The sequence below is a fragment of the Polynucleobacter sp. Tro8-14-1 genome (genome assembly GCF_018881655.1).
Taxonomy (GTDB): Bacteria; Pseudomonadota; Gammaproteobacteria; order Burkholderiales; family Burkholderiaceae; genus Polynucleobacter.
In genome coordinates this window covers 104,795-122,968 of the sequence record NZ_JACVPX010000003.1, presented here as the reverse complement: position 1 = coordinate 122,968, position 18,174 = coordinate 104,795, and the positions used below count along the sequence as shown (strand labels likewise).

General features: G+C 44.3%; 22 protein-coding genes and 3 tRNA genes. 11 read left to right on the top strand and 14 right to left on the bottom strand.

The features are described 5' to 3' along the window. The first annotated feature begins 11 nt into the window (after window positions 1-11). The 6 genes from mltG to ICN34_RS04410 all read left to right on the top strand — a co-directional run bounded on the left by mltG (window position 12) and on the right by ICN34_RS04410 (window position 4,986). Entirely contained in the window at window positions 12-1,085 is a 1,074-nt protein-coding gene (gene mltG, locus ICN34_RS04435) for an endolytic transglycosylase MltG (RefSeq protein WP_216121035.1), read from the top strand. Between the two features lie 12 nt (window positions 1,086-1,097). Further along, window positions 1,098-1,736 (top strand): dTMP kinase, encoded by a 639-nt coding sequence (gene tmk / locus ICN34_RS04430; RefSeq protein WP_072582432.1) that lies wholly within the window; start codon window positions 1,098-1,100, stop codon window positions 1,734-1,736. After that, window positions 1,737-2,858 carry a DNA polymerase III subunit delta' gene (locus ICN34_RS04425; protein ID WP_216121033.1) on the top strand — a complete coding sequence of 374 codons (1,122 nt, stop codon included), beginning with the start codon at window positions 1,737-1,739 and terminating at the stop codon, window positions 2,856-2,858. 31 nt (window positions 2,859-2,889) lie between these two features. Then, complete coding sequence (locus tag ICN34_RS04420; protein ID WP_216121031.1) at window positions 2,890-3,681, top strand: TatD family hydrolase; 792 nt, start codon at window positions 2,890-2,892, stop codon at window positions 3,679-3,681. Continuing rightward, window positions 3,678-4,385 carry an ankyrin repeat domain-containing protein gene (locus ICN34_RS04415; protein ID WP_216121029.1) on the top strand — a complete coding sequence of 236 codons (708 nt, stop codon included), beginning with the start codon at window positions 3,678-3,680 and terminating at the stop codon, window positions 4,383-4,385. The genes ICN34_RS04420 and ICN34_RS04415 overlap by 4 nt, the downstream gene beginning before the upstream one ends. 73 nt (window positions 4,386-4,458) lie before the next feature. Next, window positions 4,459-4,986: an ion channel gene (locus tag ICN34_RS04410; RefSeq protein ID WP_216121027.1), complete on the top strand. Its 528-nt coding sequence runs from the start codon at window positions 4,459-4,461 to the stop codon at window positions 4,984-4,986. 2 nt (window positions 4,987-4,988) lie between these two features. Here the strand turns inward: ICN34_RS04410 and ICN34_RS04405 are convergent, their stop codons facing one another. The 5 genes from ICN34_RS04405 to hyi form a co-directional block, all read right to left on the bottom strand. Further along, entirely contained in the window at window positions 4,989-5,918 is a 930-nt protein-coding gene (locus ICN34_RS04405; RefSeq protein ID WP_255538572.1) for a DUF3108 domain-containing protein, read from the bottom strand. A 71-nt stretch (window positions 5,919-5,989) separates the two neighbouring features. Then, window positions 5,990-6,559 carry an HNH endonuclease gene (locus ICN34_RS04400; protein ID WP_370623966.1) on the bottom strand — a complete coding sequence of 190 codons (570 nt, stop codon included), beginning with the start codon at window positions 6,557-6,559 and terminating at the stop codon, window positions 5,990-5,992. Window positions 6,560-6,642: 83 nt separating this feature from the next. After that, window positions 6,643-7,227 (bottom strand): YqiA/YcfP family alpha/beta fold hydrolase, encoded by a 585-nt coding sequence (locus ICN34_RS04395; RefSeq protein ID WP_216121025.1) that lies wholly within the window; start codon window positions 7,225-7,227, stop codon window positions 6,643-6,645. A 9-nt stretch (window positions 7,228-7,236) separates the two neighbouring features. Then, window positions 7,237-8,136: a 2-hydroxy-3-oxopropionate reductase gene (gene glxR, locus ICN34_RS04390; protein ID WP_216862531.1), complete on the bottom strand. Its 900-nt coding sequence runs from the start codon at window positions 8,134-8,136 to the stop codon at window positions 7,237-7,239. A gap of 15 nt (window positions 8,137-8,151) precedes the next feature. Next, complete coding sequence (gene hyi, locus ICN34_RS04385) at window positions 8,152-8,931, bottom strand: hydroxypyruvate isomerase (RefSeq protein ID WP_216121023.1); 780 nt, start codon at window positions 8,929-8,931, stop codon at window positions 8,152-8,154. A gap of 140 nt (window positions 8,932-9,071) precedes the next feature. Between hyi and ICN34_RS04380 the strand changes: the two genes are divergently transcribed. Beyond that, window positions 9,072-9,680, top strand: a complete 609-nt coding sequence (locus ICN34_RS04380) for a hypothetical protein (protein ID WP_072582424.1) — start codon at window positions 9,072-9,074, stop codon at window positions 9,678-9,680. Between the two features lie 8 nt (window positions 9,681-9,688). After that, on the top strand, window positions 9,689-10,048 hold the full coding sequence (locus ICN34_RS04375; protein ID WP_216121021.1) for a hypothetical protein: 360 nt from the start codon (window positions 9,689-9,691) through the stop codon (window positions 10,046-10,048). Here ICN34_RS04375 and ICN34_RS04370 read toward each other — a convergent pair. The 3 genes from ICN34_RS04370 to ICN34_RS04360 are packed head-to-tail and all read right to left on the bottom strand — an operon-like array spanning window position 10,045 to window position 11,983. Next, window positions 10,045-11,301: a beta-ketoacyl synthase gene (locus ICN34_RS04370; RefSeq protein WP_216862530.1), complete on the bottom strand. Its 1,257-nt coding sequence runs from the start codon at window positions 11,299-11,301 to the stop codon at window positions 10,045-10,047. The two genes, ICN34_RS04375 and ICN34_RS04370, sit on opposite strands and share 4 nt — an antisense overlap. Then, complete coding sequence (locus ICN34_RS04365; protein ID WP_072582422.1) at window positions 11,298-11,534, bottom strand: acyl carrier protein; 237 nt, start codon at window positions 11,532-11,534, stop codon at window positions 11,298-11,300. Before ICN34_RS04365 ends, ICN34_RS04370 begins: the two co-directional genes overlap by 4 nt. Then, window positions 11,534-11,983 carry a hypothetical protein gene (locus tag ICN34_RS04360; RefSeq protein ID WP_216121019.1) on the bottom strand — a complete coding sequence of 150 codons (450 nt, stop codon included), beginning with the start codon at window positions 11,981-11,983 and terminating at the stop codon, window positions 11,534-11,536. Before ICN34_RS04360 ends, ICN34_RS04365 begins: the two co-directional genes overlap by 1 nt. A gap of 38 nt (window positions 11,984-12,021) precedes the next feature. Here ICN34_RS04360 and ICN34_RS04355 point away from each other — a divergent pair, with 38 nt between their 5' ends. Together ICN34_RS04355 and ICN34_RS04350 are read left to right on the top strand one after the other, a co-directional pair. Beyond that, window positions 12,022-12,891 (top strand): carboxylesterase, encoded by an 870-nt coding sequence (locus ICN34_RS04355; RefSeq protein WP_216121017.1) that lies wholly within the window; start codon window positions 12,022-12,024, stop codon window positions 12,889-12,891. Between the two features lie 54 nt (window positions 12,892-12,945). After that, window positions 12,946-13,680 carry a sterol desaturase family protein gene (locus tag ICN34_RS04350; protein ID WP_072582419.1) on the top strand — a complete coding sequence of 245 codons (735 nt, stop codon included), beginning with the start codon at window positions 12,946-12,948 and terminating at the stop codon, window positions 13,678-13,680. 37 nt (window positions 13,681-13,717) lie between these two features. On the opposite strand, the gene ICN34_RS04345 is transcribed toward ICN34_RS04350, so the two are convergent. From ICN34_RS04345 to gltX, 4 genes are all read right to left on the bottom strand, one after another. Continuing rightward, window positions 13,718-13,794, bottom strand: a tRNA-Asp gene (locus ICN34_RS04345). Window positions 13,795-13,847: 53 nt separating this feature from the next. Further along, window positions 13,848-13,923, bottom strand: a tRNA-Glu gene (locus tag ICN34_RS04340). A gap of 32 nt (window positions 13,924-13,955) precedes the next feature. After that, a tRNA-Ala gene (locus ICN34_RS04335) sits at window positions 13,956-14,031 on the bottom strand. A 78-nt stretch (window positions 14,032-14,109) separates the two neighbouring features. After that, the gene (gltX, locus tag ICN34_RS04330) at window positions 14,110-15,516 is read right to left on the bottom strand and encodes a glutamate--tRNA ligase (RefSeq protein ID WP_216121015.1); all 1,407 of its coding nucleotides are present in this window, start codon (window positions 15,514-15,516) and stop codon (window positions 14,110-14,112) included. 56 nt (window positions 15,517-15,572) lie between these two features. Here gltX and ICN34_RS04325 point away from each other — a divergent pair, with 56 nt between their 5' ends. Then, the gene (locus ICN34_RS04325) at window positions 15,573-16,538 is read left to right on the top strand and encodes an Hsp33 family molecular chaperone HslO (RefSeq protein ID WP_216121013.1); all 966 of its coding nucleotides are present in this window, start codon (window positions 15,573-15,575) and stop codon (window positions 16,536-16,538) included. A 4-nt stretch (window positions 16,539-16,542) separates the two neighbouring features. On the opposite strand, the gene ftsB is transcribed toward ICN34_RS04325, so the two are convergent. After that, window positions 16,543-16,848: a cell division protein FtsB gene (ftsB, locus tag ICN34_RS04320; protein WP_072582416.1), complete on the bottom strand. Its 306-nt coding sequence runs from the start codon at window positions 16,846-16,848 to the stop codon at window positions 16,543-16,545. A gap of 20 nt (window positions 16,849-16,868) precedes the next feature. Beyond that, entirely contained in the window at window positions 16,869-18,155 is a 1,287-nt protein-coding gene (gene eno / locus ICN34_RS04315; protein WP_216121011.1) for a phosphopyruvate hydratase, read from the bottom strand. Window positions 18,156-18,174 lie beyond the last annotated feature (19 nt).

The window sequence follows — 18,174 nt, the reverse complement described above, 5'->3', positions numbered from 1 at the left end:
ATCATAGCCTGATGAGCAGAAAAATTCAGAGCAGATCTCTATTTATTAAGAAAAAGTCAAAAGATCGAGGTCTCAAGTATTGGTTTGCCCTTCTGTCAATCTTCCTAGGTCTCATTTATGGCGGTATTTTTTTACTGCCAGTGGTGCCCAACACCCCCAATGTCGATAGCGCACCTGTTTATAAAGTGAAGATTAATCCGAATTCCAGCCTTTCTAGCATTGCCGATCAGTTGGGTGAACAAGGCTTATCGATCAATAAATTCACTATCCAGGTAGGAGCTAGAAGTCTTTTCGTAGGATCAAAACTAAAGCCAGGCACTTATATGCTCCCAGTGGGAGGAAGTCTCGGTAAAGTGTTGCTGCAAATTGCACGCGGCGATCGAGTGAGGGAAAGTATTGCGATTATTCCGGGTATGACTATTTGGCAACTGCGGAGCATCATCGATATGCACGCAGCTCTAATTCACCAAACTAAGGGAATGAGCAATAAGGACTTGTTGCAATCCCTCAATCTTAGCTATCCCAGCGACGAAGGACTTTTTCTTCCTGATACCTATATATTTGACCCAGATGAACCGGCTTTAAATATTTATCGCAGAGCCGCGCAAGCCATGCAAAAGCAGCTAAACCAGGCTTGGGAGCAAAAGGAGCCTGGGCTTCCCTTAAAAACACCCTATGAACTCTTAATTCTGTCTTCTATCATCGAAAAAGAAACTGGCCGCTCCAGCGATCGGGATAAGATTTCGGCTGTATTTATAAATCGTCTCAATAAAGGAATGCCTCTCCAAACGGATCCCGCGGTTATCTACGGAATAGGCCCTAAATTTGATGGAAATTTGCGGAAAGCGGATTTACGCAAAGACACTGCCTACAATACCTATATGCATAAAGGTTTACCTCCTAGCCCCATCGCAATGCCTAGTAAAGAGTCTATTTTGGCAGCTGCGCATCCTGCTAAAAGTGAGGCCTTATTTTTCGTGGCAAAGGGCGATGGCAGTAGTCACTTTTCTCAAAGCTTAAAAGAGCATGAGTCAGCAGTAGACCGGTATCAACGCAAAATTGCGCCTGGGAAGGGCGCCAACTAAATTCATTTAACTATGACATCAGCACAAAACGGATATTTCATTAGTTTCGAAGGTATTGACGGCGCAGGAAAGAGTACGCACGTTGACGCCTTTAGAAGTTTGATGCAAGAGCGCTACCCAAATAAAGAGGTGGTGATGACACGTGAACCTGGTGGAACTAGTTTGGGTGAGCAATTGCGCAATCTACTTTTAGATGCTCCCATGAATTTGGAGACTGAGGCCTTATTAATGTTTGCTGCACGTCGCGAACATATTGCACAGCTCATTGAACCAGCGCTGTCGGCAGGAAAGATTGTTATTTCAGATCGCTTTACAGATGCTAGCTTCGCCTACCAAGGTGGTGGTCGCGGCTTGAGCTTGTCAAAGTTAAATGAATTAGAGCGTTGGGTTCAGGGTCGCCCCGATGGTTCACTTTTGCAACCCAACCTAACAATCCTTTTTGACTTACCTGGAGAGGTTGCAGAGGCCCGTCGCTCCAAGGTTCGTGCCCCAGATAAATTTGAAAAGATGGATCTAGATTTTTTTGAAAGAGTTCGTCAGGAATACTTGAGAAGAGCCAAGGATGATTTATCACGCTTTCATATAGTTGATGCTACGAAAACCCCTGAAGCTATTTGGGATGGTCTGAAGCTTATTCAGATTGCGATTTAAGTGAAGCAAGATAATCTGATGGCGCCTTGGCTTAAGCCTTTATGGGAAAGTTTGGATTTTGCCAACTTCCCCAATGCGATTTTGTTGCACGGCCAGTCAGGCATCGGTAAGTTTTCGTTTTCTGTTGAACTTGCTAAGGCACTTCTTTGCGAGAATTCAAATGCAGCAATAAAACCCTGCAATCAATGCGAAGCCTGCCACTGGTTTGATACGGGCAACCATCCGGACTTTATTGCTTTAGTTCCTGAAACGCATCGAAAGCTCCTACCTCACGCTGATTATGAAGGTGACGACGCACCTAAAAGAGGTAAAGCGGCACGTGATGATGACAGTGATTCAAGCGAAAAAAAGGAGAAGAAAAATATCTCCATTGAAGAAACCCGTCATGCCATAGAAAATCTTTCCATTGGCTCACATCGCGGTGGCAATCGTGTGATATTGATTTATCCCTTAGAAATGTTGCGCACGGACTCCGCTAACACTTTATTAAAATCTCTAGAAGAACCTCCAGCCAACACCATCTTTATATTGTTAGCCGATCGTGTTGATCGCGTCTTACCTACAATTAGATCTCGCTGCCGACATCTGACTGCACCACGCCCTGATCGTGAGCAAGGATTGGCTTGGCTAAAAACACAACTGAATACTATTGACGGCCTAAAAGTAAATGATGGGGATGTCGAAACCATTTACGATGAGCAGGGCGGGGCGCCATTCTCAGTGTTGAGCTCTTTGATCGCAAGGCACAATAAAGATGAGAAGGATGAGCTTACGATATCAATTCAGGCATCACGCTACTTATTGCAATCGATGGCTCAGGGTGCGGGAATGAATTGGCTAGATGCGGCTGAGAAGACATACAAGGCTCAATATGGCTTTCTTTTGGCAAGCATGCAACGCTGGGTTTCAGATTTGCAGTCAGTTGCCCAAGGTGGTGCACCACGGTATTACCCAAAGCACATATCAACGCTTCGGGGTCTTTCAAAAGCAGCGAACGTTCAAAGAATGCTGCATCTATGGAAGTCTCTGGTACAGGCTCGTCGCCATGAAAATCATCCTCTAGCCAACCGCATCCAGTTAGAGGCATTACTTTCCCAGTACCAACAGATTTTTGGCTCATAGAATCAACCCAGGCAGTCTAAAATAACGAGTCATGTTCATAGACTCCCATTGCCACCTCGATTTCCCGGAATTTCAATCCCGTTTGCCGGAAGTATTGGGCAATATGCAGTCGGCCAAAGTAAGTCACGCTTTGTGTGTATCGGTTGATTTGCCGGACTTTCCTAACGTACTCAAATTGGCGCAAGATCATTACAACCTCTTTGCGTCTGTTGGCGTTCACCCTGATTACGAAGACACCCCTGAACCTACCTTTGATTTTCTGGTTGAGACGGCTTTAAAGCATCCTAAAATCGTTGCAATTGGCGAAACAGGACTTGATTACTACCGTATGGGAGATCGTAGTTATGAGTCCATGGAGTGGCAACGAGCGCGGTTTAGAACCCACATCAGAGCCTCCATCGCATCTAAGAAGCCTCTCATCATCCACACAAGGGCCGCCTCTGAGGACACTATCAAAATCCTCAAAGAGGAGGGTGCCCAACAAATTGGCGGGGTGATGCATTGCTTTACTGAATCCTACGAGGTTGCAAAAGCAGCCATGGAAATGGGATTTTTCATCTCTTTTTCGGGTATTGTGACCTTCAAAAGCGCTAAAGAACTCCAAGAAACCTGTAAACAGGTTCCCTTGGATAGAATGCTCATTGAGACAGATTCACCTTATTTAGCACCCATCCCATATCGAGGTAAGACAAATGAGCCTGCATGGGTATCTAAGGTCGGTGAATATATTGCCGATCTTAAAGGTGTACCTATTGAAGATCTAGCCAAGCAAACCTCAAGTAATTTTTATGAATGTTTTCAAATAGATAGGAAATTTTCATGAGAATTAAATTTAAGATAGTTGTCTGTATTTTTAGTTTCTCCTTAAACTTAAATAACTTCGCGTTAGCCCAATCCGACGCTGATATTGCTGATTTTGCTAAGGCAGCCAAATTCAACGATGTTTCTACCGTTAGATCTCTGGTTTCTAAAGGTGTTAGCCCGAATTCAATCGATGCCAAGGGCGAATTAATGCTGAATCTAGCAATTAAGGATAAGTCTGAGGATGTCATTACGTTTCTAGTGGCCGATAAGGCTACTGATGTGGATATTTCCAATAAATTCGGTGAAACGCCACTCATGATTGCATCAATTGAAGGCAATTTACCCCTTGTAAAGAGCCTCATACAGGTACAAAAGGCTCAAATTAATCACATAGGCTGGACTCCTTTACATTACGCCTGTTCAAGGGGTCATCTAGAGATTGCCCAGTATTTGCTCGCAAACGGAGCATTTGTTGATGCTCCTAGCCCTGGCAATACTACGCCGCTAATGATGGCTGTTCAGTCTGGCAACGAATCATTGGTTAAGTTATTGCTAGATAAAGGGGCCGATCTGCAGGCGCGTAACTCGCAAGGATTTACGGCTATTGATATCGCACTGATTTATGAAAAACCATGGATTGCTGAGGGTCTGAGTTCACGCTGGCAGAAGCTTTATAAGCAGCCTTATGTAGTTCCAAAGGTCCTTGCTCAACCCAAATCCTGATATACGTATTTGCGTATAATCATTATTATGTCAAATAAGATATCTTTGTAATCTAACCCATAAACAACTGAGCATGTTTAGCTTATTTAAGAATACTGACCTTCCAAGCTTTGCAACGCTATTTAATGAAATAAATGCGGATATGGGAAATGGTCAGATATGGGTCATCGTTGTCTTTGCCTGCCTGATGCTTGCAGTTCATGCGGTAGCCGTTTTGGGTATCGCGGGCACCTTCCACGCAATAGACCAAGTGATGACCAGGCGACGAATTCTAGGCGCCAGCTTCCTGTCGTACTTCATTGCCATCCTTTTGGTCATCGCTATCCACTTATCAGAAATTGTGATCTGGACATATATCTGCGTTGCGTTAAAAGTCTTTCCAACCAATCCTCAGACCTTCTACTTTGCCGGTGAAATGTATACAACTGTTGGATATGGCGATTACAAGCTATCGGAGCAGTGGCGCATTCTGCCTATCATCATCTCGTTTTCAGGTATTTTTGCTGTATCAATGTCAGGCGCCGCCTTGTACACAATGATGGGTGCTCTACTGGGTCACAACAATCAAAATCAAAACCCAAGATCTGGATCTGGTTTTTAGGATTAAGGTTTAACTACAGTTGCAATAGGGTTCTTTTGCTTGAAAATAAGCTCAACCACCCTGCCACTCGATTCTTGAGAGCGAATGCGCCCTGGTAGCCACTCAAGGTCTTTTGCAAGCCAGATGTCTACCTGGCGCTTGTAAGGGTCATTTTCTCGTTGCATTAAGGCGTAATGACGATTTACTGCCTTGCCTAGACTGGGAATATCCTCTGAAGTCACCTCACCATAGCTCTTAAAGCTCCACATCTCTAGTGTGTTGTAGTCGACAACCGGTATTTGTCGAATAGACCCTGCCTCATCCAATTTGCTATCCCCATTTAATAATGAGGCTAGCTGGAACATTAAGCTGAAACGATCTTGGGTTCCAGGCAATATTTCCGGAGTGAACTCAGGTTTCTCGGAGAAGAACATCTGCCCTCGCCCACTTTCATTTCGATCGAAGCGTGAATAACGAGGGGGTTTTGTGCCCCGTTGTGACCAATAGAGAATTGGAGCGATTCCATAAGAATCAACCGAGCCACGAGATTCAAAAACAAATGGGCCAACAAATGCATACGGGATGTTGATATAGAGGCGATAGTTATTGCCATCAACCCACCAATCGATCTCACCGGTTTGATACTTTTGACCATCCACGTAAGAGTCGTAATAAATGATGCCTGACTCGGGTAATTTAAAAGCTACACCCGCTTGATTGGAATCGCCACCCTGCTGACCGTTTGCGGTTGAATTCAAGTCTTCAACCACGTTGGTAGAGTCCGTTTTCTTTGGAATCTTCTTGGAGGCTTTTGAAATTTGAATCTTCTTTGGGGGATCTAGTTTTAGTTCGGCCCTAATAATTAAGTCATCTGCGATTGGCGCAGGTTCAGAAAAAGAGATGAAGGGGAGCCCAAAAAAAAGAATGAGATGTCCTAATACCGATAGCAGCAAAGCTGCAAGAATAATTCTGAAGGAATATATCTTGGGAAGATGAAAAAAATTACACCGCCCTATTCTCAAGCTCAGATCAGACCTTCTAGAAGGCGACTATTCTTAGGCAAATTAGCTGCGAGGAAGTCCATTTGGTCCGCCAAAATGTTGCGCCCTTTTAGAATCATGTCTTCATAGAGACTGGGTAAATATGGCGTATACAACAGGGACATGCCGGCCTGCTCTGGAGTGCGATTGCCTTTGCGTTGATTGCAAGGCCTGCAGGAGATTACCAAGTTCATCCAACTGTATTTACCGCCGCGACTATTGGGAATGATGTGCTCAGCTTCTGCTTGGTTTTCGTGTATGGGGTCACCGCAATAAGCGCATAGTCCACGATCACGCTTAAACAGTTTGTGTTTTGTAATTACGGGAACCACATCAAAGAGATTGATCTTGGCACTTCCCTTTACGGCAATGATGGAGTGCAACTCGATGATGGATTGTTTACCAGTGGATCTTGAAATGCCACCGCGCATTTGAAAAATGGGGTCACCTAAAGTCCACAAAACGCTACTATCAGCATATTGTTTGGTGGCTTCTTCTGCATTAACCCAGCCCTGGGGAATTCCACCTGCGTCTAATTTCAAGATGCTCAGCACAAACTCTCCTTTCTAGACAGCGCAAATAATCGGCAGTCGTTTAGATCATCTTACAGAAGAAGCAAGTAGCAATCAATCCACCATCAAGAGATGAAATTTATGACTTTAGGCAAGTGGTTGGGGTAATCTGAAATTCCATGATCACCCCCCTCAAGCACCAACTGCTCTGCACCCTTATAAAAATCAACCATTTCTTGCCAATCTAAGAGCTCATCGCCTTTTGCGGCGATTAGAAAGTAGCGTCCCGGATTGCTAATGACTTCGACCTGAAGTGACTTTAGTTCATCAATATATTCTGGACGGAAATCGTAGGGCTCGTTGGTATCATATGAGGTCAGCATTCCAACATGCGGCGCCAACTCTTTTGGCGCTCTGACTGCCGGGTTGAGAATGACGGCTTTACAGCCAAATTTTTCGGCCAAGTAGTTAGTGTAGTAGCCACCCAAAGAAGAGCCGATAACCACTAGGTGATCATGTGTTGATGCTTCGATATGCTGTATCACCATATCCATGCTTGCCTTTGGTGAAGCTAACAACTGGGGGCAATACCACTCAATTTGATTCTCTAATGTGGATAAGGCCTTTATTGCATCCCCCGTCAAGACCGCCTTACTCGACCTTGGGGAGGAGCGAAAACCATGCAAATAAACTACTAAAGTTGAAGACATAGGATTGGCTTATGCCTTTTGCCCAATTTCAAAGTTTGCAAGCTTCTCTAGAGCGCGAACCATTGCCGAATGATCCCAGGCTTTACCACCATGAGCTGCGCATGAATTAAATAATTCCTGTGCAGTTGCCGTATTTGGCAATGAGACACCCAAAGCTCTGGCGCTATTGAGAGCGAGGTTCAAATCTTTTTGATGCAATTCAATTCTGAAACCGGGATCAAAAGTGCGCTTAACCATTCTTTCGCCATGCACCTCTAGTATCTTGGAGCTAGCAAAACCACCCATTAAAGCCTGACGTACCTTTGCAGGATCTGCACCAGCTTTAGAAGCAAACAAGAGCGCTTCTGCTACAGCCTCAATATTCAGGGCAACAATGATTTGGTTGGCCACCTTAGCGGTTTGACCATCTCCATTTCCACCCACGAGATTAATATTTTTGCCCATCAACTCAAATACGGGCTTCACTTTCTCAAAGACACCCTCATCTCCGCCAACCATGATTGAAAGGGTCGCATTTTTTGCACCAAGTTCACCGCCAGAAACTGGAGCATCCAAGTAATCGCAGCCCAATGCATTTATTTTCTTAGCAAACTCTTTAGTAGAAATTGGTGATATGGAGCTCATATCAACAACAACCTTCCCTTTGGTAAGGCCAGATGCTATTCCGTTGTCACCAAATAGCACCTTCTCAACATCAGGAGTGTCTGGGACCATAGTAAAAATAATGTCGGCTTTGCTAGCAACTTCTTGAGGCGAGGAGCATTGCACTGCCGATGAAGACGCCAGCCCTTCTGGTACCTTACTACGCGTATTAATAAACACTTCGTGGCCTGCATCGATTAAATGGCCCGCCATAGGTGTACCCATTATTCCTAAACCAACAAATCCCAACTTTAATTGCTTACTCATAATGTCTCCATATCGTTATTTAGTTAGATTTTTAATCCAGCCCAATCCTGCTTCAGTATTAGTTGCTGGTTTGTATTCGCAGCCAATCCAACCTTCATAGCCAATGCCATCAATGAACTGAAATAGATGCGGGTAATTAATTTCTCCAGTACCTGGCTCATTTCTGCCGGGGTTATCCGCCAATTGAATGTGAGCGATTTTAGAAAGATTGGTTTCTATGGTTTTGCAGAGCTCACCTTCCATGCGTTGGGCATGGTAGATGTCATATTGAATAAATAAATTATCTGAACCCACTTCGTTCAGAATATCTAAGGCCTGCTGGGTTCTGGATAAATAAAAGCCAGGAATATCGAATGTGTTTATTGGCTCAATTAGAAGTTTGATGTTGACCTTCTTTAAAGCAGCAGCTGCATAAGCCAAATTTGAAACAAATGTTTGATGTAGTAAGCCTTTATCAACACCAGCTGGAATTTTTCCAGCCAAACAATTTAATTGCTTAACGCCAAGCGTTTTTGCATATTCAATAGCCTTGACGACCCCTCCCTGGAACTCTGCAACACGATCTGGCAAGCAAGCTATGCCGCGCTCCCCGGCATCCCAATCGCCGGCAGGCAAATTATGTAGAACTAGTTCAAGCTTATATTGCTCTAGTTTTTGCTTAATCTCCTCCGCAGGAAATGGATAAGGAAAAAGAAATTCAACCGCCTGAAACCCAGACTTAGCTGCCTTTTCAAAACGATCTAAAAAAGGCAACTCATTAAACAGCATGGTGAGGTTTGCAGCAAATTGGGGCATTCAAATTCCTTTGGAGTAAATCAAGTTAATGGATGATCTTAACAAAAGATGTCTATTTAAGCCTCGGCAAGGAATATCGATTTTTATTATAAAAATAGGCTAAGATTCAATTTAGCAGCTTTTTATATATAAGGAAAATAATGAACATCAAATATGCGCAAATCGCACTAATCCTTGCAGCCTTTTTTACCAGCATATCCCCAGTGAATGCACAACCAGCAACCGCAGCATCCGGCCAGGCGAAACCAGCCGTGATTGATGCCGCAGTGACCGACAATCGCTATCAGCTATACGAGGGCGAAGTGGTAAAGATTGATAAAAAGACTCGCACTATTACCTTCAAAAACAAAGAGGGTGAATCAAAGTTTGTTGCTGGACCGGATATTACCAATTTTGACCAGATCAAAAAAGGTGATCGCGTCAATGTAAATTATGAATTAGCTGTAGCGATTGAGCTCATTAAGACTAAGAGTGATGGTATCCGCTCTAAAGTTGAGACCAACACAGTGACATCGTCCCATGCAAACGAAAAGCCTTCCGAAAAAATTGCTAATAAAACAACCATCATTGCCGATATAGTAGAAGTCAATCGCGAGAAAAAGCTTGTTTCCGTAAAAGGTCCTAGCGGTAAGATCACCACCGTTACCGTAAAGAACCCTGCTTTGTTGGCTGATGTTAATGTAGGCGAGCAAGTTAAGGTTATTTACTATGATGCGATGGCAGCATCCATCGCTACACCTAAGAAGTAAACCTTAAATTGATTCAACTATTACTGGCCACTCAGGCAGCCGTTTCGGCGCTGTACTACCTAACCGCCCCCTTCCACCTGAGTGTGCTGGTCATTTTTTTTTGGCTCACCAATACCGCCAGCATTCTTTTGCTCCTAAAAAATCATGCTGGCTTAATTGGTGAATTTTCACCGAATATAAAGCGCTATCGATTTGTTTTTACGGTAACCTTAATCATTTCCGAAGTCCTAATTAATATCGCATCCGACTCTTACCAAGCGGATAACTTACATGGCTTAATTAGCGATACTGAGGTGCTGTTTACAGGAATGACGCTTGGTGTTTTGTGGCATTACGAAATAGCCAACAAATTCAAAAAACTGTTTTAAGCTTTTCTGAGCTTAGATATCAGAATGGAGGCGTTAGATCCTCCGAATGCAAATGAATTGCTCATTGCGTATGAAATATCTAAATCAATAGACTGTAATGGCAAATAGTTTAGATCGCACTCCGGGTCTGCTATCTTTAAAAATGCAGTACCAGGGGCAATATTGTTCTGTAACGCCTGTATCGTAATCACCAACTCTAAAGCGCCTGCCGCTCCCAGTGTGTGACCATGGATCGCTTTCGTAGAGCTAATAGCAGTTTTTTGCGCAGCCTCTATTCCAAATGCAGATTTAATTGAATTCGTTTCAGCTAAATCACCCACACCAGTGGCAGTTCCATGCGCATTAATATATCCAATATCCATTGAGTTAACGCCTGCTTCTGCCATGCAGGCCTTCATGGCTTTAGCCTGACCCAGTGAGTCAGGTCTTGTAATGTGCATCGCATCGGTTGTTGCACCATAACCAACGACTTCGCCCAGAATATTAGCGCCTCTCTTAAGAGCGCTTTCAAGAGATTCTAGAATTAAGGCAGCCGCACCCTCCCCCAAAACAAAGCCACTTCTGTTCTTTGAAAAGGGCTTACATGAACTAGCAATGTTATCTGGATCTGGGGTTGCAAGCGTTCTCAAAGCCTCCCATGCCTTTATTGGGCCAGCATTAAATAAGCTTTCAGCGCCACCTGCAATCGCTCTTTCGCAAACTCCATACTGAATACTTCGGAAAGCTTCCCCCACAGCATGACTTGAAGATGCGCATGCGGTTGAGTAAGTTAATGAGGGACCTCTAAAGCCAGTTCGCATTGACAGTAATCCAGCCGCTCCATTGGCCATTACGCCAATAATAGTGAATGGTCGAGCACGTTGTTTAGTGTTAAGGTAAATATCTTGATAGGTGTTATCGAGGGTGTTGGAGCCACCAAATCCAGTTCCCCAGAAAATTCCGCTTTTATCAAGCTCTGCCTCACTTAAATCGCCCAAGCCAGACTGTTGCAACGCTTCCTTGGCTACCAGCCAGGAAAGGTGAGCAGTTCTGTCAAACATCCCAAGTGAATTCGCATCCAAATCAAAAAAGAGATCATCTTGAATAATGGAAGCGCAAGGAAGATCAACGGGTATTGCAGTTAACTCTGAAAAAGCGCCAATTCCGGATTGACATTGAACGGCCTTCTGAAATTGAATTCCAGCACCTACCCCAAGGCCAGAAACAGCGCCTAGGCCAGTTACAACGACTCTTCTTACACCTTCTCTAATCAATTAATTGGCTTTGCAGTATCAAGCAAGGCAGCAACTTCTGCCAAGGTATCCACTTTTGCATCCTCATTAGGAATGCGCACTTTGAAGTGATCTTCAAGATCAAAAATGAGCTCTATCTTTCCCAGGGAATCCACGCCAAGGCTCTCGAGAGTGGTGTTGGGGCCTAACTCATCTATTTTTTTATCAAACTTTTGGGATACTAGTTCGATCAATGTGCTTAGGGTATTAGACATTATTCTTTTCTTTTTAATTCCTGCAAAAGCTGGTTATCTCTGTGCAGGATTATAAGGTAACGTGATTCAGAGACAAGTAGCAATAATTTTGACTTAAAACGCTGGCGTTGCAAAACCTCGATAAAGAAAATGGCCACACTACCAAATAGAAGATTGATTAAGAATCTTTCAAATTCATCCAATGTCAGAGTAAAGATTCCAAAAGGCGGCACAAAATATAGATTAGCGTAAATACTGGTTACCAAAATATAAATGCTTGCCGTAATGTAACCAAAAAAATAAGCAAGTACGGTCGCGGCAAAGAAATAGAATTTGTAGGGGTGGGCGCTGTAAAAATTAGGGCCCATATATAGCATCCATCCGCTAATAATTACAAAAGACAGGGCAGACCAAAACAAAGCATCAGATACACTATGAGATGACCAATTATTGGCGTTTTTGATAATCATGACTAGTTTTGTCTCTAATGGGTCTAAAATTAATAGTTATGAATGACTATACACATAATGACGATAATAGCCCTCTAATTGTACTATTTCACGGCCTTTCGTCATCGCCTCTTGAATTCAATTTCCTAAGCTCACAGCTTACTGCTGCTGGCTATAGGGTGAATGCCCCAACCATTGCGGGATATTCCTTTGGAGGCAAGGCTAGTAGTTGGAAGTTCTGGCTTAAGGAAGCGATCAAGCATGTTCAAGACCTGCAGAAGACTGAATCTAAGCCTATCAGCCTGGGGGGTATTTCACTTGGCTCTACATTAGCCTTGGCTGTTGCCTCTGAGCTCAACGATATCTTAGGCGTGGTGGCTCTATCAACTACCCTTAAATACAACGGTTGGGCCATCCCCTGGTATCGCTCGCTGATACCATTTGGAATGATGCTTGGATTGGGTGATCACTTCAAATACAGGGAGCGCGATCCCTTTGGCATTAAGAATCCTCAAATTCGCGCCTATATCAAGAGAGTACTTTCGAGCCAAGATATATCCGCCGTCGGTGGTTTATACATGTCGCTGAGGCACATGCATGAAGGAAACAAGCTTTGTAAGTATGTAACAGAAAATCTTTCACGAGTAAGTTCCTCTGTTTTAACCATTCATGCTATTGATGATGAAATAGCCAATACCTTTAATGCAGAATTGGTTGGTGAAAAATCTAATGCTTCCTTACTAAGACAGATTTATTTGGGAAATAGCTATCATATGATCACTGTAGATAACGAACGGGAAACAGTAGCCTATGAAACCCAAAACTTCCTCGATTTAATTTATGGAAAAATTGAACCTATACCATCAGAAGAAAAAATTCTTGCGCCAGAATTGCAGCGTTTTTTGAGAAACCTCAACAGAATTGACTAATGCGTCAAACTTGTGCCCCTTGCATGAGGGATTCATGAATTCAGGAAAGCCAAAATGGATTCCTTACTCCCCTATTTAATTTCACCTTTAATCTTGCTTGTGCTCAGCCTTTGGGAGCGCAGATGCCCCCTGTATCTATACAATGCAGATAAGGCTTGGCGTAAAAGACTTCTGATTTGTGCGGTTCTTGGCATTGCCTCTACCGGTCTTATTGGTGCTGTTATCAGTCCATATACGAGTGCCATGCATGCTTCGGGGCCAATCGTAGAATTGTTAAATTCAAGCCCCAATTGGTTAAGCGGGCTTGGCGCATATCTGGTGATTACTTTTTTTGTATATTGGTGGCATCGTTATCGTCACCACAACAATTTTGCATGGAAAGTCTTCCATCAAATCCATCACAGCACTTATCGCCTCCAGGCCTTTACTGCTTTTTATGCTCACCCATCGGATTTTGTTGCCAATGTATTCATCATCAACTTAGTTTGTTATGGCTTATTGGGAATGAGTATTGAATCTGCCTCTTGGGCTACCCTGTGGGTTGCAATATTCGAGTACTGGGAGCATACCAACATTCGTACACCACGTTGGCTTGGGTATTTCATTGTTCGCCCAGAAATGCATCGCATTCACCATGAGCGCGATCGTCACCGCAATAACTATGGCCTACCAATCTGGGATATGATTTTTGGAACATACGAGAACTCGAGCCGCCAAGTGGAATGCGGTTTTGATATTAAGCAGGAGAAAAGAATTTCAGAAATGTTAGCTTGCAAACAAGTTGAATAAGAAAAAGCCCCCGATTAAGGGGGCTTTTTAATTGTCTTGGCGGAACGGACGGGACTCGAACCCGCGACCCTCGGCGTGACAGGCCGATATTCTAACCAACTGAACTACCGCTCCAAAATACATCGAGTAACGCAACATCATACATCTTTACATCTACCAGAAGAATCTGGCGTCCCCAGGGGGATTCGAACCCCCGTACTCACCGTGAAAGGGTGATGTCCTAGGCCTCTAGACGATGGGGACCTGGACTACAACATACAACTATTTTAAATGCTTGGTGGAGATAAGCGGGATCGAACCGCTGACCTCTTGCATGCCATGCAAGCGCTCTCCCAGCTGAGCTATACCCCCAAAATCCCGCCATAAAACTACAAGACACTCAAAACAATCCAAGATTTTATCCTATTTTTGTGCAGATGCGCAAATTCTCTATTGGATAACCTTGGAGAGCCTTTTGACGGCTTCTTCCTTGCCCAACACAACCAATACAGAATCAATGGCTGGGGTCTGAGTGGTGGCAAATAATGCATATCTAACAGGCATTGCTAGTGCCGGCATTTTGATTTGGTGCTTTGCCAATATTTGCTTAAAAGCAGCTGCATAAGCCTCTTTAGTCGGCTCAGCAGTTGAAATGGCCTCAATCAAATCTTTTAAGGCAGGAATAACGGCTTCACCAATATTTTCCTTAATTTGATCAACGCTTAAATTAGGTGCCGGCAAATAGAATAGCTTTGCCCCCTCGGCAATTTCAATTAGGGTATTGGCGCGATCTTTTAATAAACCCACTACCTGAACAAAGTCTGGGCCGGATTCTGTATCTATACCCATCTCATGTGCAAATGGCTTAGTAGCAGCTGCTAGGTTTGCTAGATCGGAATTCTGAATATATTGATGGTTTAGCCAAAGTAATTTTTCTGGATTATGTTGCGCTGGTGAGCGGCCCAAACTTTCCAAATCAAACCAATCTACAAATTGTTCTTTTGTAAATACCTCGGCATCTCCATGAGACCAGCCAAGTCTTGCAAGGTAATTCAGGATTGCATCAGGCAGGTAACCTGCTTTTTGGTAATCTCTCACACTCATTGCGCCATTACGCTTACTCATTTTTTCACCGGCATCATTGAGGACGGTTGGCAGATGGGCATAGACAGGCGGGGTTCCACCAAGCGCCTTCATGATGTTGATTTGTCTTGGTGTGTTATTGACATGGTCATCACCCCGAATAACGTGGGTAATGTTCATATCCATGTCATCAATCACTACGCAAAAGTTATAGGTAGGTGTTCCGTCTGGTCTCGCAATAACCAAATCATCCAACTCATCATTACTAATTTCTATTTGACCTTTGACAGCGTCATTCCAAATGACTGATCCACCAATTGGATTCTTAAAGCGGATTACTGGGCTTACACCCTCAGGAACGGGCGGCAATGTTTTGCCAGGCTCAGGTCTCCAAAGTCCGTTATAGCGAGGCTTTTCTTTATTTGCCATTTGCTGATCACGGAGTTTATTGAGCTCTTCTTCGCTCATGTAGCACGGATAGGCCAATCCAGAATCCAGCATTTGTTTTACTACTTCACGATATCGATCAATACGCTGCATCTGATAGATCGGACCTTCATCCAAATCGAGGCCGAGCCACGCCATTCCTTCGATGATGACGTCTACCGCTTCCTGTGATGAACGCTCAAGGTCAGTATCCTCAATACGAAGAATGAAGTCGCCTTTATTGTGGCGTGCAAAGGCCCATGGATACAGAGCGCTGCGAAGATTTCCCAGATGAATGAAGCCCGTGGGACTTGGGGCGAAACGTGTACGAATATGCATAAATCGCATTATCTCAGGTCGGGCTTGCTGAGACTAAAACCGAAAAAAAGTGGATACTTTGCCCTATGAATGAATTACTAGTCTTTATGTGCGATGGCGCCCCAGTTCGCGGGGAAATTGTGTCCATTGGGAGCGCCTGGCAGGCCGTTTTAGAGCGTCGTAATGACCCCCCTGCCGTCCGTCGGATACTTGGCGACTTCGTTGGTGCAGCTACCCTTCTAAGTGCAAGCCTTAAATTTGATGGAACCCTCATTATTCAAGCGCAAAGCAAGGGTCCTATTCAGCTTCTGGTTGTGGAATGTAAGTCTGATTTATCCATGAGGGCTACAGTCAAGCTCTCAGTTGACCCCTCTGAAATAATGCCCGACGCAACATTAGCCGATCTTCTGGATGTGAGTGGGAGCGGAAGATTGGTGATCACCTTAGATCCAGCCGACCGTGAGCCGGGGCAAGCCCCCTACCAGGGCATCGTAGCGCTACAAGATCATCAAGGCGCAGTCATTAAGCCGGTCAGCAGCGCTGCAGAGGCTATAGCCCTGTATATGCAAAACTCCGAACAATTAGACACGCGCATTTGGCTTACTTCCAGCGATACACATGTTGGGGGCTTATTGCTACAGCGCTTACCAAATTCTGGGGGTCATGCACATATAGATCCGCAGGTTGCTACTGAAGGCTGGTCACGCATTCAAACGCTTGGGGAAACAATTACTGATGAAGAGCTGTTAACGCTCCCACCAGAGACTATTTTGAGACGTTTATTTTTAGAAGAGTCCGCCGAAAACGGTGTACGCAGCTTCCCTGCTCGCCCCATTCGTTTTGCTTGCAGATGTTCTCGTACTAAGGTTGCGGATATCTTGCGAATGCTTGGTGAAGAAGAGGTTCAAAGCATTCTTGCGGAGCAAGGAGCCGTGGAAACCGTCTGTGATTTCTGTGCAAAACCATACCGCTTTGATGCGGTTGATTGCCTGCAGGTATTTAAAACTGATTTATTGAGTGATGCTACAAGGCCGCCATCTAGCGGTCATTAAAAAGTTACTGTTTTGTGGTTTGGGAATTTGATGTCTTATCCGCTGGCAAGATTTGCACGAAAAACTCACCTTCCTTAATTAAGCCATGCTCAACACGGGCCCGCTCTTCGATGGCGCGAGTGCCGTCTTTCAGGTCTTTAACATCGCCAGATAGCTTGGCATTGCGAAGAGCCAAGAGACTATTTTTAGCCTCTTGAAGCTCTACTTGTCGCTCCATCTCGTAAACCTTTAGCCATCCACCCTTACCCAGCCAAAGTGGGTACTGGATTGCTATTAGCAATACCAGCATGGAGTAGATGACGATCCGCATAAGCTATTAAGAACTCTAAGTTAGCGTTTGAGGTTATAGAAAACAGATTTACCTGGATAAGTTGCCACATCACCCAGATCTTCTTCAATACGCAACAGCTGGTTATATTTAGCAATGCGATCAGAGCGAGATAAAGAACCGGTTTTAATTTGACCTGCGTTAGTGCCAACAGCAATATCTGCAATGGTGCTGTCTTCGGTCTCGCCAGAGCGATGGGAAATCACAGCAGTGTAGTTTGCGCGCTTAGCCATCTCAATAGCAGCAAACGTTTCTGTCAAAGTGCCAATCTGATTAATCTTAATCAGAATAGAGTTGGCAATGCCTTTGTCTATTCCCTCTTGGAGGATGCGGGTGTTTGTAACAAATAAATCATCACCAACCAATTGAATTTTCTTACCAAGCTTTTTGGTAATGTCAGCCCAACCATCCCAGTCACCTTCATGCATGCCATCCTCAATCGAGACGATTGGGAACTGGTCTGTCAAGTTACCAAGGTAATCAGAGAACTCACTTGAGCTTAATTGTAGGCCTTCGCCTGACAAGTGATATTTGCCATCTTTGTAGAACTCACTAGCAGCGCAATCTAGGGCCAATAGAACATCTTCGCCTGCCGTATAGCCTGCACCCTCAATTGCCTTCATAATGGTCTGCAAACATTCGTGATTACTCTTGAAGTTTGGTGCAAAACCACCCTCATCACCAACAGTAGTTAGCATACCTTGAGAGCCTAAGATCTTTTTTAGCTCATGGAAAATCTCTGCACCACAACGAAGTGCGTCACGGAAGTTTTCGGCGCCAACTGGCATCACCATGAATTCTTGAATATCCAAACTATTATTGGCGTGAGCACCACCGTTCACGATGTTCATCATAGGCACTGGTAACTGCATACCGCCAGAGCCTCCAAAATAACGATATAAAGGCAGACCCGCTTCTTCAGCTGCTGCTCTGGCAACGGCCATAGAAACTGCAAGCGTTGCATTTGCACCTAAGCGTGCTTTGTTATGAGTGCCATCTAATTCAATCAGAGTGCGATCAAGAAAGGCTTGTTCACTAGCATCAAGCCCAAGAATAGATTCTGCAATCTCAATATTGATGTTTTGAACAGCCTTGAGAACGCCTTTACCCAAGTAACGTGACTTGTCTCCATCGCGCAACTCAATAGCCTCACGAGATCCTGTGGAAGCTCCAGAAGGTACTGCCGCGCGACCCATAACGCCTGACTCAAGCAAAACATCGCACTCAACTGTTGGGTTGCCGCGCGAATCCAGAACTTCTCTACCGATGATGTCAACAATGGCGCTCATGCACCTTCTCCTTAAAACA